The sequence below is a fragment of the Erwinia sp. 198 genome, assembly GCF_003937915.1.
Classification (GTDB): Bacteria; Pseudomonadota; Gammaproteobacteria; order Enterobacterales; family Enterobacteriaceae; genus Erwinia; species Erwinia aeris.
Map to the genome: position 1 here is coordinate 88,710 of NZ_RHUM01000008.1, position 13,139 is coordinate 101,848.

13 protein-coding genes and 1 other RNA gene are annotated in these 13,139 nt (G+C 49.9%); 5 read left to right on the forward strand and 9 right to left on the reverse strand.

Annotated features, from left to right (window positions below; all coding sequences use genetic code 11):
* Both EGK14_RS12620 and EGK14_RS12625 read right to left on the reverse strand, forming a co-directional pair.
* Positions 1-1,137: an efflux RND transporter periplasmic adaptor subunit gene (locus EGK14_RS12620; protein ID WP_125289452.1), complete on the reverse strand. Its 1,137-nt coding sequence runs from the start codon at positions 1,135-1,137 to the stop codon at positions 1-3.
* Positions 1,138-1,182: 45 nt separating this feature from the next.
* The gene (locus EGK14_RS12625; RefSeq protein ID WP_125289453.1) at positions 1,183-2,679 is read right to left on the reverse strand and encodes an MFS transporter; all 1,497 of its coding nucleotides are present in this window, start codon (positions 2,677-2,679) and stop codon (positions 1,183-1,185) included.
* A 109-nt stretch (positions 2,680-2,788) separates the two neighbouring features.
* Here EGK14_RS12625 and EGK14_RS12630 point away from each other — a divergent pair, with 109 nt between their 5' ends.
* From EGK14_RS12630 to EGK14_RS12640, 3 genes are all read left to right on the forward strand, one after another.
* Positions 2,789-3,385 (forward strand): TetR family transcriptional regulator, encoded by a 597-nt coding sequence (locus EGK14_RS12630; RefSeq protein WP_125289454.1) that lies wholly within the window; start codon positions 2,789-2,791, stop codon positions 3,383-3,385.
* A gap of 77 nt (positions 3,386-3,462) precedes the next feature.
* Entirely contained in the window at positions 3,463-4,221 is a 759-nt protein-coding gene (locus EGK14_RS12635) for a MipA/OmpV family protein (RefSeq protein ID WP_125289455.1), read from the forward strand.
* Between the two features lie 87 nt (positions 4,222-4,308).
* Entirely contained in the window at positions 4,309-4,644 is a 336-nt protein-coding gene (locus tag EGK14_RS12640; RefSeq protein WP_199746430.1) for a helix-turn-helix domain-containing protein, read from the forward strand.
* 803 nt (positions 4,645-5,447) lie between these two features.
* On the opposite strand, the gene EGK14_RS12645 is transcribed toward EGK14_RS12640, so the two are convergent.
* The 4 genes from EGK14_RS12645 to smpB all read right to left on the reverse strand — a co-directional run bounded on the left by EGK14_RS12645 (position 5,448) and on the right by smpB (position 9,022).
* Positions 5,448-5,996, reverse strand: coding sequence for a VOC family protein (locus tag EGK14_RS12645; RefSeq protein ID WP_233598490.1), 549 nt, complete (start codon positions 5,994-5,996; stop codon positions 5,448-5,450).
* Positions 5,997-6,180: 184 nt separating this feature from the next.
* Positions 6,181-7,923 carry an oxidoreductase gene (locus EGK14_RS21745; protein ID WP_125289456.1) on the reverse strand — a complete coding sequence of 581 codons (1,743 nt, stop codon included), beginning with the start codon at positions 7,921-7,923 and terminating at the stop codon, positions 6,181-6,183.
* A gap of 203 nt (positions 7,924-8,126) precedes the next feature.
* Positions 8,127-8,490, reverse strand: a transfer-messenger RNA (tmRNA) gene (gene ssrA / locus EGK14_RS12655).
* A 49-nt stretch (positions 8,491-8,539) separates the two neighbouring features.
* A complete protein-coding gene (smpB, locus tag EGK14_RS12660; protein ID WP_125289457.1) occupies positions 8,540-9,022 on the reverse strand; it encodes an SsrA-binding protein SmpB in 483 nt (160 codons plus the stop codon).
* 158 nt (positions 9,023-9,180) lie between these two features.
* Here smpB and EGK14_RS12665 point away from each other — a divergent pair, with 158 nt between their 5' ends.
* The gene (locus EGK14_RS12665) at positions 9,181-9,615 is read left to right on the forward strand and encodes a type II toxin-antitoxin system RatA family toxin (protein ID WP_125289458.1); all 435 of its coding nucleotides are present in this window, start codon (positions 9,181-9,183) and stop codon (positions 9,613-9,615) included.
* Positions 9,608-9,895: an RnfH family protein gene (locus tag EGK14_RS12670; RefSeq protein WP_125289459.1), complete on the forward strand. Its 288-nt coding sequence runs from the start codon at positions 9,608-9,610 to the stop codon at positions 9,893-9,895. Before EGK14_RS12665 ends, EGK14_RS12670 begins: the two co-directional genes overlap by 8 nt.
* Before the next feature lie 91 nt (positions 9,896-9,986).
* On the opposite strand, the gene bamE is transcribed toward EGK14_RS12670, so the two are convergent.
* The 3 genes from bamE to nadK all read right to left on the reverse strand — a co-directional run bounded on the left by bamE (position 9,987) and on the right by nadK (position 13,135).
* Entirely contained in the window at positions 9,987-10,334 is a 348-nt protein-coding gene (bamE, locus tag EGK14_RS12675) for an outer membrane protein assembly factor BamE (protein WP_125289460.1), read from the reverse strand.
* A 172-nt stretch (positions 10,335-10,506) separates the two neighbouring features.
* Positions 10,507-12,168: a DNA repair protein RecN gene (gene recN / locus EGK14_RS12680; protein ID WP_125289461.1), complete on the reverse strand. Its 1,662-nt coding sequence runs from the start codon at positions 12,166-12,168 to the stop codon at positions 10,507-10,509.
* A gap of 88 nt (positions 12,169-12,256) precedes the next feature.
* Positions 12,257-13,135, reverse strand: a complete 879-nt coding sequence (gene nadK, locus EGK14_RS12685; protein ID WP_125289462.1) for an NAD(+) kinase — start codon at positions 13,133-13,135, stop codon at positions 12,257-12,259.
* Between the last annotated feature and the right edge of the window lie 4 nt (positions 13,136-13,139).

Sequence of the window (13,139 nt, forward strand, 5' to 3'; positions counted from 1 at the left end):
TTACGAAGCTAACTGGGTTTCATCAGGACGTGCGGTAACGTCAGCGCCTTCCTGTAGCTTGTCCTGACCTTCAATGACTATCTTGTCGCCAGCTTTCAGGCCGGCTGTTACCGTGATCCCTTTCGCCGTTTGTTCGCCGGTCTGTATTTCAACGCGTTTCGCTTTATTATCCTGACCAACAATCCATACTGTGGTCTTGTCTTCTGCTCTGTTAATAGCCTGCTCAGGAATGGCCATACCCTCTTTTTCGATAAGGCGTGTGATTTGTAGCTTCACAAACATTCCGGGAAGCAGGGTCCGTTGAGGATTTTCGACTTCAGCCCGAAGAACAACATCACCGGTTTCATCGTTAACGCTCATGCCTGAAAACAGCAAACGCGCAGGCGTGTCATAGGGCCGGCCTTCATCATCAAGCACGACAGCGGTTACGCCAGACTGGCCTGCCGGTGCGGCGTCATTGAGCTGGTACAGAGAGCGAAGAGCCTGAGATGGGACGCGTGCGTCTACATAAACACGATCGAGTTGTTGTATGACAGCCATAGCCTGCGTATCGCCAGGACTGACCAGCGCGCCTTCGGTAACGAACTCCTGATCCACTCGCCCGCTGATGGGAGCCTTAACGGTTGCATAATTTAAATCCAGCTTTTTCCGGTTTAGAGATGCTGTCGCTTCGGCAAGTTCAGCTGCGGCCTGAGCACTTGCCGCTTTTGCATCGTCAAGATCCTGCTGGCTTATTGCAGCGTTTTTTTGCAATTGGGAGAAACGATAAGCACGGCTACTCATCTGTTGATAGGTGGCTTTGGCCTTTGCAACCGCTGCGTTAGCCATTTCGACATCTGCCTCAAAAGGCGCTGCATCAATCTGAAAAAGTGCCTGTCCTTCACGTATTTCAGAACCCTGGCGGAACAGTCGCTTTTGAATGATTCCCCCTACCTGAGGGCGAATTTGCGCCGTCTTCACCGCAGTGATTCGTGCAGGAAAATCACGAACGGAATAGATATCTTCAGTGCCAAGCGTTTTAATGACGACTTTGGTTTTTGCTGGCGTGGAGGGCGTTTCAGCCATCTCTGCCGAATCACAACCTGTAATAAAGAATAAGCATAGCGTTGTGCTGATAGCCAGCTTCCTGATATTCATGGGGCAATTTCCGAATTTATAAATGTAAGAAGTGTGGCACTGCCATCAGCTGTGGCTGACGGTATTACCCTGTTTGAAAATAAAAAAAGTCAGAATCATCAACACCATCAGAATTAATGAGGCTGATTCAAGCATGACATTGTGCGACTGCATAAAAGCAGACGATGCGGAAGTAAGAAGCTCCTCACGGGCTACTTCATCAAGATGGCGCGCAGCCTCAACGGCTTCGCTAAGTGAGGCGCCTGCAGAAGCGCGAACTGATTCAGGCAGGTGCGCCGGCAGACGAACCGTAGTGGAATAAACACTAGCGAGAACCGAACCGAAAATAGTTATTCCCAGCCCGGTCCCCAGTTCGTAAGACATACCCTCAATGGAGCCAGCAGAACTGGCTTTATGCGCAGGTGCTGCAGACATGATGGCTGAGGAAGAAGCCATCAAAGCGATGGTATCCCCGGCCCCAAGAAGTGTCATCCATAGCCATGCTTTCGTGGCCTGAACACCAAAGTTAATGTCTGACAGCATATAAAGACTCAGGGCTGATACGGCAAGGCCTGACGCAGCAACCATTCTGATACCGAAGCTATTAATAAGATAACCGGCAAGAGGGCCAGCCAGACAACCTGCAAGCATCAGCGGCATGATATACAGCCCGGCCTGTGCAGGCGTGAAGCGGTGGACGTACTGTAACTCCTGAGAAATGACAAGCTCAAAACCAACCAAGGTAATCATCGAGGTCAGCGCCAGAACGATGCCGGCGAGGATATTGCGTTGCTTCAATAACCCCGTATCCAGAAGAGGCGATCGGCTCACCATCTGGAGAGTGATGAAAATGCCCAGTAAAACCAGACCGACCAGTAAGAGATAAACAGACATCAGGGTGGGGTTGCCATGATTTATGAGGCTCTTGGCGCCATAAATAGTTATCAGTATTGCACTCATAAGCAGAAGACCCTGAGAGAGGTTTACTGGTTGGCGGATAAGGTTTTCATCCTCAGGTATCAACCGCTGAATTAACATAATGACAATCAGCACAACCGGTACATTTATAAGAAAAACAGATCCCCAGTAAAATTGGCTCAGCAAAGCCCCTCCCACCAGTGGACCTGCCAGAGCGCCGCCTGTACCTATTGTTGTCCAGATCCCCAAAGCCATATTTCTGTCTTTATCATCCGTAAAATTCTTTCTTACAGCCGCAAGCGTCGCAGGCACAATCATTGCCGCACCGACTGCCAGAAGCGCACGCGCCGCTATCAGGAGTTCCGGCGATCGGGCGCAGGCAGCCGCTGCAGAAGCTATGCCGAAAACCATGCTTCCTGCGATCGCCATTTTTTTGTAACCAATACGGTCTCCAAATGAACCCATGGGCAGCAAAAGTGCAGCCATAATCAGAGGGTAGATGTCCATAATCCACAGTAACTGTTGATGAGAAGCCTGAAGCTGCGTACTCAAAACCGGCGCTACAACATAGAGAATCGTTGCGTCAATAGATACGGGTAAGTACATGAATATTATTACTAAAAGTACATACCATTTGCTTTTCATGCTGTAGATGCCTTGTTGAAACAGTAAGAAGTGGACATGTGTTCAAGTTAAATTTATAGTGAACTTGAACGCATGTCCATATTGAGTTTGAAAAAGGAGTCGAAGCGGAATGTCTTATTACAGTCGTGAGGTGAGACGGCAGATGATCCTGGAAACAGCCGTAAGCATTGCCTACCAGGAGGGATTATCGGCTATGACAGTAAGGCGAATTGCACAGGAAGCGCAAACTGCCATTGGACAGATTCATCACCATTTTTCATCTGCTGGCGAGTTGAGGTCCGAGGCGTTTAAGCTTTCGGTCGAGCAAGCCCTTAATCTGCTGACTGATGTGGGAAAAAAAGAAAACGCAAGTTGCCTGGAGATGCTTAGCTGGTGTCTGTTTATTGAGGATCATGAAGAGGCACATAAGTACAGTAAACTGTGGAAAGAAGCTGAGGTCATTTCATTTCATGATGAAAATATGCGTGACGCATTTCGGCTGGTTACCAGGCAGTGGCATACGGCGATTGTCGATCTCCTTGAAAAAGGCGCTTTAAATAATGAATTTACCTATGACAGACCGAAAGAATTGATAGCATGGAATTTTATTGCTTATTCTCATGGTCTGGACGGTATATTCAGTCTCGGGATTGAGGGTTTTGGTCATCAAGAATATAAAGAAAGTACGGAGTCATTTATCAGAAGTCAGATTGTTATGGTTAAGTAGCCTGGAAGATTTCAGAGAAAATTTCCGGGTAAGTAAATGCGCTTTAAGAATTATTTAAATTTTTGGCAAGGTAAGGTATGACATATAAAATTGTATCGGGCGTGTCTCTGGCTCTTCTGTTGGGAACGTCTTTACACTCTGCACAGGCTGATGACTTCTCGTTAGGTCTTACTGCGGGATGGTCTTCAAAACTGTATAAAGATGTTAATCCGAACAAAAACAGTCTCATATTTCCCAATGTCGATTATGATGCGGGTCGCTTCTGGTTCCATGGGCTTAGCGCTGGATTTGATATTCTTCATACACCTGCGGATAACATCTCTTTAGTCGGATATTATTTCCCACTTTCTTTTAAAGCAAGTGACAGTCATTCCCATGCAATGCGACAGCTAAAAAACCGTCGCAGTACGTTGATGACAGGTATCAGGTATGAGCATGAATCTCTTAGTATGGGTAAATTTGAAACCACGCTTGCTACTGATGCCCTTGGTACGAGCAATGGGTTTCACTGGAACAACGCCTGGAGTTACCCGGTACAGATGGGTTCACTTGGTATAGAACCCGCTTTAGGTTTCAACTGGAATGATCGGAAATTTAATAAGTATTACTACGGCATTAGCGCCGATGAAGTCGGGAGAAGTGGGTTACGAAAATATACGCCGGGTGAAAGTGTAACTCCCTATGCAGAAATCAACCTGAATTATACGCTGACTGAAAAATGGAACATCTACGGGGGGGCTCGTTACACCCTGTTACCGGATGACGTCAAAAAGAGTCCAATGATAGAAAAAGATTCGCTTCTTTCCTTGTGGACCGGGGTTGCTTATACATTTTGATTACGAGCCGGGTTTGGTAGCCCGGTTTTAATAATCACTCACTTTGGTGGTAATGCATAATAACCAGTTGTGTCTGTAGGTAATATTATGAATGAAGTCCTGTTCTGTTCTGAATTAAAAATGTGGATTGAAGATAATATTACTGAAAGACTCCTTCTCGATGATGTTGCGATAAAATCCGGCTACTCAAAATGGCATCTGCAACGAGTGTTCAAAAAAAACACAGGCATTTCTCTGGGGTTTTTTATCAAACGGAGAAAGCTCGAGTTTGCTTACCATGATATCATGGTAAAAGAAGAGTCAATTACTGACATTGCATTAAAGTATGGTTTTGACTCATTGCAGGCTTTCTCACGGGCTTTTACAAGGCATTACAGGTTTCCTCCTTCGAGGATAAGTAAAAAACGTATTGAAAATAAATGAAAAATTAAGTTGACCTTATAATGAACGTTTCGCTCCATCAAAAATCACAGGCGAGAATTCGTATTTGAGAACACAGGTTCGCCCCGCTTTTTATGCTGATCTTATAGACGGCAAATTTTCTGAAAAAATTTTTCCTGTAATCAAGCAAGCTCCCAGGCTGAAGTGGCAAATGTTGTTACGCAGCAAACGTTTTGTCCGGAAAACCAGAGTGTGCCTGAAAAACAAAGGAAAGATGACTTCTTCAGAAATGCGGTAACCCTTTAAAAATATGGTTGTCGAAGCCTTCTTATCTTCAGAGTTGATGTCGCCTGTTTAAACAGGAATTGTAGATAATGAATGTTAGTAGGCGCCAACCAGATTCGGTCGGCACCATTCAAAATCGACGCTTGCGGCGTGTTTAGAGTAAGAGTTTCATCATAATATGAAGGTTCATTATGAAGATAAAATGAACCGCTTTATTCCAGTCGATTTTGTAGGCTGGTTGCATTTTTTAAACATGTGTTCTCGCAGGATTCATTAAGATAACTGAGGAGGCTCACACCAATGAAGATGCAGAGCATATCGTCGCAGCGAATGAAGGCAATGCGGTATCTATCGCAGCAGGAAGATAGTTTCCAACGGGATAAATATCCATTGCGTATATGGAAATTCAGGGTGCTGGTTTATAAATATATTGCTGAGGTGGCAACTGAGTCAAAGCGTCTCTCTTTGAGCATCTAGTTGCCAGTTAAATACTTATCGATAATGATTAGCCATGTCTATGTTTTCTTACCGCTTACATAACCTGGCATGAATCAGGTAAATCAGCCCTTAGGTATCCAACGACGTTCTGTTGCCCCTTCATCGTAACGAACACCGGAGGGGAGGGATATTAACTCAACTAGTATGCCAAATGGCGTCATGCCAAACCACGTCTGGTTACCTTCTCCCTCTTCCTGCGCGAAACAGTCTGACGGCCCGTCAAACATTTCGGCTCCGTGTAAACGCATGTCGGCAGCAGTCTTATGGATATCATCTGTATACAGTGAGAAATGATTAATTCCCGGCTGGCCAGGACTGGCATGATGCTCCTGAACAGCGGGAGAAGTCTGAAACAGTTCGACGTTACAACCGTTCGCCAGACGTAACATGGCTAACCCTGTAAGGTTCATTTCAGCGGGAAAACCATTCAGACGGGACATCTTATCTCCCGTTATGGTTTGATTCTGATGGTCAGATGCCACCAAACGATAAAGGACTGAGGCACCCAGCGCCTGGCAGAAAAATGCTTCAGCTTGTGCAAGATTTGAAACCGTAATGCCAATATGTTCTATACCGCGAATCATCAAAATCCTCCCTTCGGTGTTTTTCATTAGATTGATTTCACAGGTATTTAAGCATGGCAGAAATGTCGTGTTTGTCACATAAAGTGGTTTAGAGGTCTTTTACAAATGAAGTAATCTCTCCAGACTTCTGCCAGAAGCAGACGTAACTCCTTACTTGATTGTTCTTAGGATACTTAAACGGCCGACATCATCAGCTGTTTAAGAGACATGCCTACACCGTTGGGATGGTGCCGCCATCTGTCACATATTCCGTACCCGTGATAGTGGCAGCACAGGACGACGCGAGGAAAACGATGAGGTTGGCCACTTCGATGGGCTTTGAAGGACGACCCAGCGGAATACCGCCGAGTGCGTTCATAATGATTTGCTTACCGCCTTCGTAATTTGTTCCTGCCTGCTGCGCCAGTCGTTCCGCCATCGCTACCGATGCTTCGGTTTCTACCCAGCCAGGCGCAACACGAACCACCCGTATTCCCTTAGGGGATACTTCTTTCGACAGGCTTTTGCTATACGTTGACAACGCCGCTTTCGCCGCCGCATATCCAGTGGTCGATTCCGGTAACGGCAGTTCACGCTGAATAGAAGTGACGTGAATGATCACTCCGTCCTGCTGCACCAGCATCTGGGGTAGCAAGGCACGATCTAAGCGTACCGCAGGCAACAGGTTAAGATTGAGTTCCTGTTGCCACTCATCTTCACCTAGCGCTGCAAAGCCACCGCCTGACGCGGTAGAACCGCCTGCTATGTGGACGATGATATCGACACCGCCCAGGTGCTCCTGAACGGCTTTCACTACTAAGTCACACCCTTTGATTGTGGTCAAATCCGCCGCAACGAAAGCGTCTGCGATACAATCTGTGGGCGTGTGGCGCGCGGTTGTTAACACGGTAGCGCCGTGCTGTTTTAATAGCACGACAACCGCTTTGCCGATCCCTTTGGTACCTGCGGTAACGAGTACGCCTCCTAAGCCAGCACGCTTGAGTGCTGCATTAACTGTTTGGCTGTTCATTGGCTGGGTTGGTTTGATGCGACTGGGAAAGATAAATTCTCGACCACCGCTAAGAGACTTCATCATTTCCAGAATAGCAAGAGCCCCATCAGATAATGGAACCGTATGATCCCGGTTCATCTTCATTCGAGCTGCAGGAATTTTCCATTCGTTAACATCAAAATCGATCTCATCCCATCGAGCTTCAGCAGCTTCGGCAGGGCGGGTGATGGTGAGAAGTTGCCACATGAACAGACATCTTGTAGACAAGCTGATACTAGCCGTACGCATAGTCTGCATTAGCTGTGGAAGTTGATCCGGGCGGATGCTTGGCATGTTTTTCTTTTGCGGTTTCTCGAATGCTTTCCCGATGTTTACGCTGGGAACCGCATCAATCAGGCCCGTGTTCTGCGCATAAATCATGACTTCATTAATTCGCTGACAAAGGCGTCGAACTGTCTCTAATGCCCCTCTGGCCTGAACCGGCTGCACTGCTTTAACCAGAGTATGAGCCTTAATCTCAGTGACACTGATATCACCGATTGCTGGGAAAACATCTCTCTCAAGCGAACGCCAGATGTCGTCGGCATAGTCCTCTGTTACGCTGGCTTTCTTCACATTCCACCAACGCTCAGCAACTAACAGGAAAGTGTTGGTTTTGGCCTCTTGAGAATTTCTCATCTGTTCTTTCTGATGTTCCTGAGAATCAATGTCTTTCGCCAACAAAACTCGAGATTCAGCTTTGAGTTTACGCGCAACAGAAAGTGAGACTGCAGGGTAGGCACCGAAGCTCTGTTTGGTTCGCTGCTTGGTCAGAGGGCGATAGTAACGGAACTGCCAGAGCTTACTACCGCTGGCCTTGATTAGCAGAGTAAGCCCGTCGCCGTCATACAGCTGGTAATCGGCATCTTTAGGTTTGGCGGCTTTGATTTCCGTATCGGTTAACGGCTTAGTTTTTCTTGCCATGGGGAGTCTCCATGCGTTTAGGCCCAACGAAAACAATAGAGCTTTTCGTTGGGCCTATCAATGGGCCTAAAAGGTTCGGATTTAATTAGTTCTCTTCGGACTTCGCGGGACAAATTGAGGGCACAAAAAAGCCCGCAGGGCTTGCGCCGTGCGGGCTCTTAGGACTTCATCGGATGACTCTGGTAATCACCGATGGAGAATTTTGGTGGAGCTGGCGGGAGTTGAACCCGCGTCCGAAATTACTACACCGTCGGCACTACATGCTTAGTCCAGTCTTTACATTCGCCGGTTAGCTGCGAACGGACACGCTACTAACAAACTAGCCTGATTGGATTTAACGCTTCAACCCCAGGCAGGGCATCCACGCGATCTCTTTTGGGTTTGACCTCTCTTGATCCCCGTCCTAAGAGCGGAGGCTAGGGAGAGAGGGCTCTTAGCAGGTTATTAAGCTGCTAGGGCGTAGTTTTCGTCGTTTGCGACTATTTTTTTGCGGCTTTTTACGAGGCAAACCGCCCCTCGGCATGCTCCTAGGGCTTCGCAAATCCCGTCGAATCCAGAATCAGCCCCAAGTACTGTTTAGCAGTATAACAGAAAAACCTTACGCAATGCCAGTACCTTAGCGATTTGCGTGCTTCATTATACGTGCTTTGTCTGTCTTCCACTCGCGCTCTTTGATGTCGTCACGCTTGTCGTGCTCTTTCTTGCCTCTTGCCACGCCGATTTTCAGCTTGGCCCAGGCGTTTTTCCAGTACAGCGACAGCGGCACGATGGTGTAACCGTCGCGATTGGCTTTGCCAAACAGCGTATCCAGCTCTCGTTCCTTCAACAGAAGCTTACGGGTGCGCGTAGGATCGCAAACCACGTGAGAGGATGCGCCGGTCAGCGCCTGAAAAGTTGCGCCGAACAGGAACGCCTCACCATCGCGCAGCATAATGTAGCTTTCGCTGATGTTGGCCTTACCTGCACGGAGAGATTTGACCTCCCATCCCTGGAGCGACAGACCCGCTTCGAACTCTTCCTCAATGAAGTATTCGTGGCGCGCCCGCTTGTTCATGGCAATGGTGGCAGAACCGGGTTTATGTGCTTTTTTCTTTGTCATAGTGCAACTTAGTGTACATGAAGCGGTGAATGATGGCATCCCCTGTAACAACAAGCGCGGGGAAAAGCGCTATTTTAGCAGAACGCTGGCGGCTGAGAATTTTTGTTTACAGGCCGTCGATGTTATTATTGTAAAGTTTAAGATTAACAGGAAACGTTATGTCCCAGATTAGTCGTTCTGCGCTGGTGCCCTACAGTGCTGAGCAAATGTTCCGGTTGGTAAACGATGTGGATGCCTATCCGGAGTTTCTACCAGGGTGTACCGGCAGTCGCGTGCTGGATTCCAGTGAGCAGCAGATGACGGCGTCGGTAGATGTTTCCAAAGCCGGCATCAGCAAAACCTTCGTCACGCGCAACACGCTGAACAACAACAAGAGCATCCAGATGCAGCTGGTTGACGGGCCTTTCCGCAAATTGACCGGCGGCTGGCAGTTTACCGAACTGAGCGAAGATGCCTGTAAAGTTGAACTGAATCTGGAGTTTGAATTCACCAACATGCTGGTAGAGATGGCCTTTGGCCGCATCTTTAAAGAGCTGGCCAGCAGCATGGTGCAGGCTTTCACTAAGCGCGCAAAAGAGGTCTACAGTGCCTGATATCGCGGTTGAAGTGGTCTATGCGCTTCCTGAAAAACAGTATCTTTATACGGTTAACGTGGAAGAGGGCGCCACTGTCGAACAGGCGATTAAAGCTTCCGGGCTGCTGGAGCTGCGCAACGATATCGATCTTGCCAGCAACAAAGTGGGCATTTTCAGCCGTCCGGTTAAGCTGAGCGATGAAGTGCACAGCGGCGACAGGATTGAAATCTATCGTCCGCTGCTGGCCGATCCCAAAGAGCTGCGCCGCCAGCGCGCAGAGCGAGCCGCAAAAAAATAAGGCGCTCTTCAGCGCCTTATCTGTTTTTCTTCCCGTCGCATTCCCAATCCAGACGACCGCAGTCGGACCGACAGTTTGGTCAGCCTCTGCCTTAGCGCTTATTGGACGCCAGCTGAGGCTTATTATCGATATTGGTCAGTACGCCGTTGCTGTCAAAGGTCAGCGTCAGCGTCTGCTGGGTCACAGGCTGATGGCCCGGCTCCTGACGGAAAACGTAATACCAGACGTTGCTGCCGAAAGGATCGTGCATCATCGGCGTGCCCAGGGTGTAAGCCACCTGCTGTTGGGTCATGCCGGTATGGAGTTTAGAGACGTCATTCGCAACCAGGTAGTTGCCCTGGTTGATGTCCGGCCGGTAAACCACTCGCTCCAGAGTGGAACATCCGGCGGTCGTCATCAGCAGAACCACCGCCGCAGCAGTCAGCGTTTTACAGCGCATAAGTATCTTTATTCCTTTTCGGGCCAACACCTTGGGCATCAGGCTATTTTATATTCTGTATCGGTTTATCGCTTCGATCACAGCGTCAGAAGCCGATGATAATAAACCTTTCCGCAGTTGGAAACCTCTACGAAGCAAGGTTATGACCGCCGGATGCCAAAAAAGTGCCGTTTCAGGCCGCCAAAAGCTCTTTTGCGTTCGCCAACGTGTTGCGCGTAACCTCGCTGCCACCCAGCAGACGTGCCAGCTCCTGCAGACGCGCGCGCTTGTCCAGCGGCTGCATATGCGTTTCGGTCATCTCGCCGTCCGTTTCCTTGCTGACAAAGAAATGGTGATTACCACAGCCCGCCACCTGCGGAAGGTGGGTTACGCACATGACCTGGGTGGATTCGCCCAGCTGGCGTAGCATTTTACCGACGACCGCAGCGGTTGGGCCGCTGATACCTACATCCACCTCATCGAAAATCAAGGCTGGGGTATCCATCTTACGTGCGGTAATCACCTGAATCGCCAGCGCGATACGCGATAACTCGCCGCCGGAGGCGACTTTGGACAGCGGCTGTAGCGGCTGCCCCGGGTTCGTGGTCACGCGAAACTCAATACGATCCGCGCCTTCTGCGGTCAGATGATCGGGATTAAATTGGACTTCAATAGCCAGGCGGCCGTGCGGCATTGACAGCGCGTGCATACTTTCGCCAATCAGCTGGCTCAGCTCCTGCGCATAGTGCATACGGCGCTCATGCAAACGTTCGGCGCATTCCACGGCGGTTTTGTGATGTTTTGCCACGGCCAGCGCCAGCTCTTCCTGATTACTTTCCTGCTGATCGAGCTGGGCCTGCTCTTCCAGCAGCTGCTGGTGATAGCCGGCCAGCTCGTCCGCGGAGATGCGATGCTTGCGTGACAGCGAGATATAGCGCGACAGACGCTGCTCCAGCTCGTAAAGACGATTTGGGTCAAGATCTAAACGTTCGCAGTAATGACGCAGTTCGTCACTGGCTTCGCTGATCTGAATGGCCGCCTCGTCCAGCATGACGCAAACGCCGTTGAGTTTATCATCCATTGCCACCAGTTCGCTCAACAGCTGCTGTGCGGTATAAAGCTGGTTCTGCAACGTAGTATGTTCACCGTCGGCCAGCAGCATTAACGCCTGCTGGCTGGTAGACAGCAGCTGACCGCTGTTCGCCAGGCGCTTGTACTCTTCGTCGATAGCTTCATATTCGCCTGCGACCGGCGCAAACTCATTCAGCTCTTTTAGCTGATACTGCAGCAGCTCGCGGCGGGCTTCACGCTCCTGCGACAGCTGCTGATGCTGCGCCAGCACGCGACAGCTCTGGTTCCACTGGCGATAGCTCTGCGCCACTTCCTGCATCAGGCCGTTCTCGCCCGCGTAGCCATCCAGCAGCGTTTTCTGATGTTCCGGCTTCAGCAGCAGCTGATGGGCGTGTTGACCGTGGATCTGAATCAGCAGCTGGCCGAGATCGCGCAGCTGGGAAAGCGGAACGGAGGTGCCGTTGATAAAGCCACGAGAGCGGCCGTCGCTGCTGATCACGCGGCGCAGCAGGCATTCGCTGCCTTCGTCCAGCTGGTTTTCCACCAGCCAGGCGAGGGCAGAAGGGGTATCTTTCAGGGAGAAGCGGGCACAAAGGTCGGCGCGATTTGCGCCCTGACGCACCATATCGGCTTCAGCGCGACCGCCCAGGCAAAGGCCGAGGGCATCGATAGCAATAGATTTACCCGCGCCGGTTTCGCCGGTGATTGCGGTCATGCCACGCTGAAAATCGATTTCAAGTTCACGAACAATCGCAAAATTACTGATGGTCAGTTGTGCCAGCATAGAAAGCGTTCCTGTATGAAAACACAGATATGGTTTTTCATACAGTATATACTGGTTCTATAACCAGTAAAGTAGCTGGCAACGGATTTTAAAACAATTTTTTCGACCAGCCAAGCTTTGAACTTAAAGTATTGAAATAGTTATAGTTTTGTGGGTGAATAAGATTAAGGTGATCGTCATTGCGGCGGATCAGCACGTCTTCGCCTTCCTGGATAGGCAGGGCGATCTGGCTGTCGCAGCTGACTTCCAGGTCGCTGCGCATATGGGAAAAGCGTAGCCGAATCGTACTGTTGCTGTTGATCACCAGCGGCCTGGCCGAAAGCGTATGCGGGAACATGGGCACAATAGCAATCGCATCCAGCGAGGGCGTCAGGATAGGGCCGCCAGCGGAAAGCGAATAGGCGGTCGACCCGGTCGGCGTAGAGATAATCAGGCCGTCGGAACGCTGCGAAAAGGCGAAGGTCTCATCGATATACACTTCAAATTCAATCATATGCGCGACTTTTCCGGGGTGCAGCACCACTTCGTTAATTGCCGTACCGACGCGCGGCTCGCGGCCCTGGCGGCAAACCCGCGCCTCCAGCAAAAAGCGGCTCTCCGTAATGTACTTGCCTTCCAGCACGTCGGCCAGCTGCTGCTGTGCGTTATCAGGATCGAGGTCGGTCAGGAAACCCAGGTTACCGCGGTTGATGCCAATGACCTTGATATCGTAGCGAGCCAGCACCCGCGCCGCGCCAAGCATATTGCCATCGCCGCCTACCACCACCGCCAGATCGGCCTTTTGCCCGATTTCTGACAGCGAGCCGGTTTCGACATCGGCCAGATTCAGTTCGCGCGCGATCTGCTCTTCGATGATCACCTGATAGCCTTTCGCCGTAAGCCAGCGACAGAGCATTTCGTGAGTGGTCAGCGCGGTAGGATGGCGCGGATGGCCCACAATACCGATGCAGTTAAAATGGTTGTTCATGATG

What these genes read in the sequence shown, in the direction of transcription:
- EGK14_RS12620 (WP_125289452.1), bottom strand. Translation starts at nt 1,137, where the DNA reads ATGAATATCAGGAAGCTGGCTATCAGCACAACGCTATGCTTATTCTTT.
- EGK14_RS12625 (WP_125289453.1), bottom strand. Translation starts at nt 2,679, where the DNA reads ATGAAAAGCAAATGGTATGTACTTTTAGTAATAATATTCATGTACTTA.
- EGK14_RS12630 (WP_125289454.1), top strand. Translation starts at nt 2,789, where the DNA reads ATGTCTTATTACAGTCGTGAGGTGAGACGGCAGATGATCCTGGAAACA.
- EGK14_RS12635 (WP_125289455.1), top strand. Translation starts at nt 3,463, where the DNA reads ATGACATATAAAATTGTATCGGGCGTGTCTCTGGCTCTTCTGTTGGGA.
- EGK14_RS12640 (WP_199746430.1), top strand. Translation starts at nt 4,309, where the DNA reads ATGAATGAAGTCCTGTTCTGTTCTGAATTAAAAATGTGGATTGAAGAT.
- EGK14_RS12645 (WP_233598490.1), bottom strand. Translation starts at nt 5,996, where the DNA reads ATGAAAAACACCGAAGGGAGGATTTTGATGATTCGCGGTATAGAACAT.
- EGK14_RS21745 (WP_125289456.1), bottom strand. Translation starts at nt 7,923, where the DNA reads ATGGCAAGAAAAACTAAGCCGTTAACCGATACGGAAATCAAAGCCGCC.
- smpB (WP_125289457.1), bottom strand. Translation starts at nt 9,022, where the DNA reads ATGACAAAGAAAAAAGCACATAAACCCGGTTCTGCCACCATTGCCATG.
- EGK14_RS12665 (WP_125289458.1), top strand. Translation starts at nt 9,181, where the DNA reads ATGTCCCAGATTAGTCGTTCTGCGCTGGTGCCCTACAGTGCTGAGCAA.
- bamE (WP_125289460.1), bottom strand. Translation starts at nt 10,334, where the DNA reads ATGCGCTGTAAAACGCTGACTGCTGCGGCGGTGGTTCTGCTGATGACG.
- recN (WP_125289461.1), bottom strand. Translation starts at nt 12,168, where the DNA reads ATGCTGGCACAACTGACCATCAGTAATTTTGCGATTGTTCGTGAACTT.
- nadK (WP_125289462.1), bottom strand. Translation starts at nt 13,135, where the DNA reads ATGAACAACCATTTTAACTGCATCGGTATTGTGGGCCATCCGCGCCAT.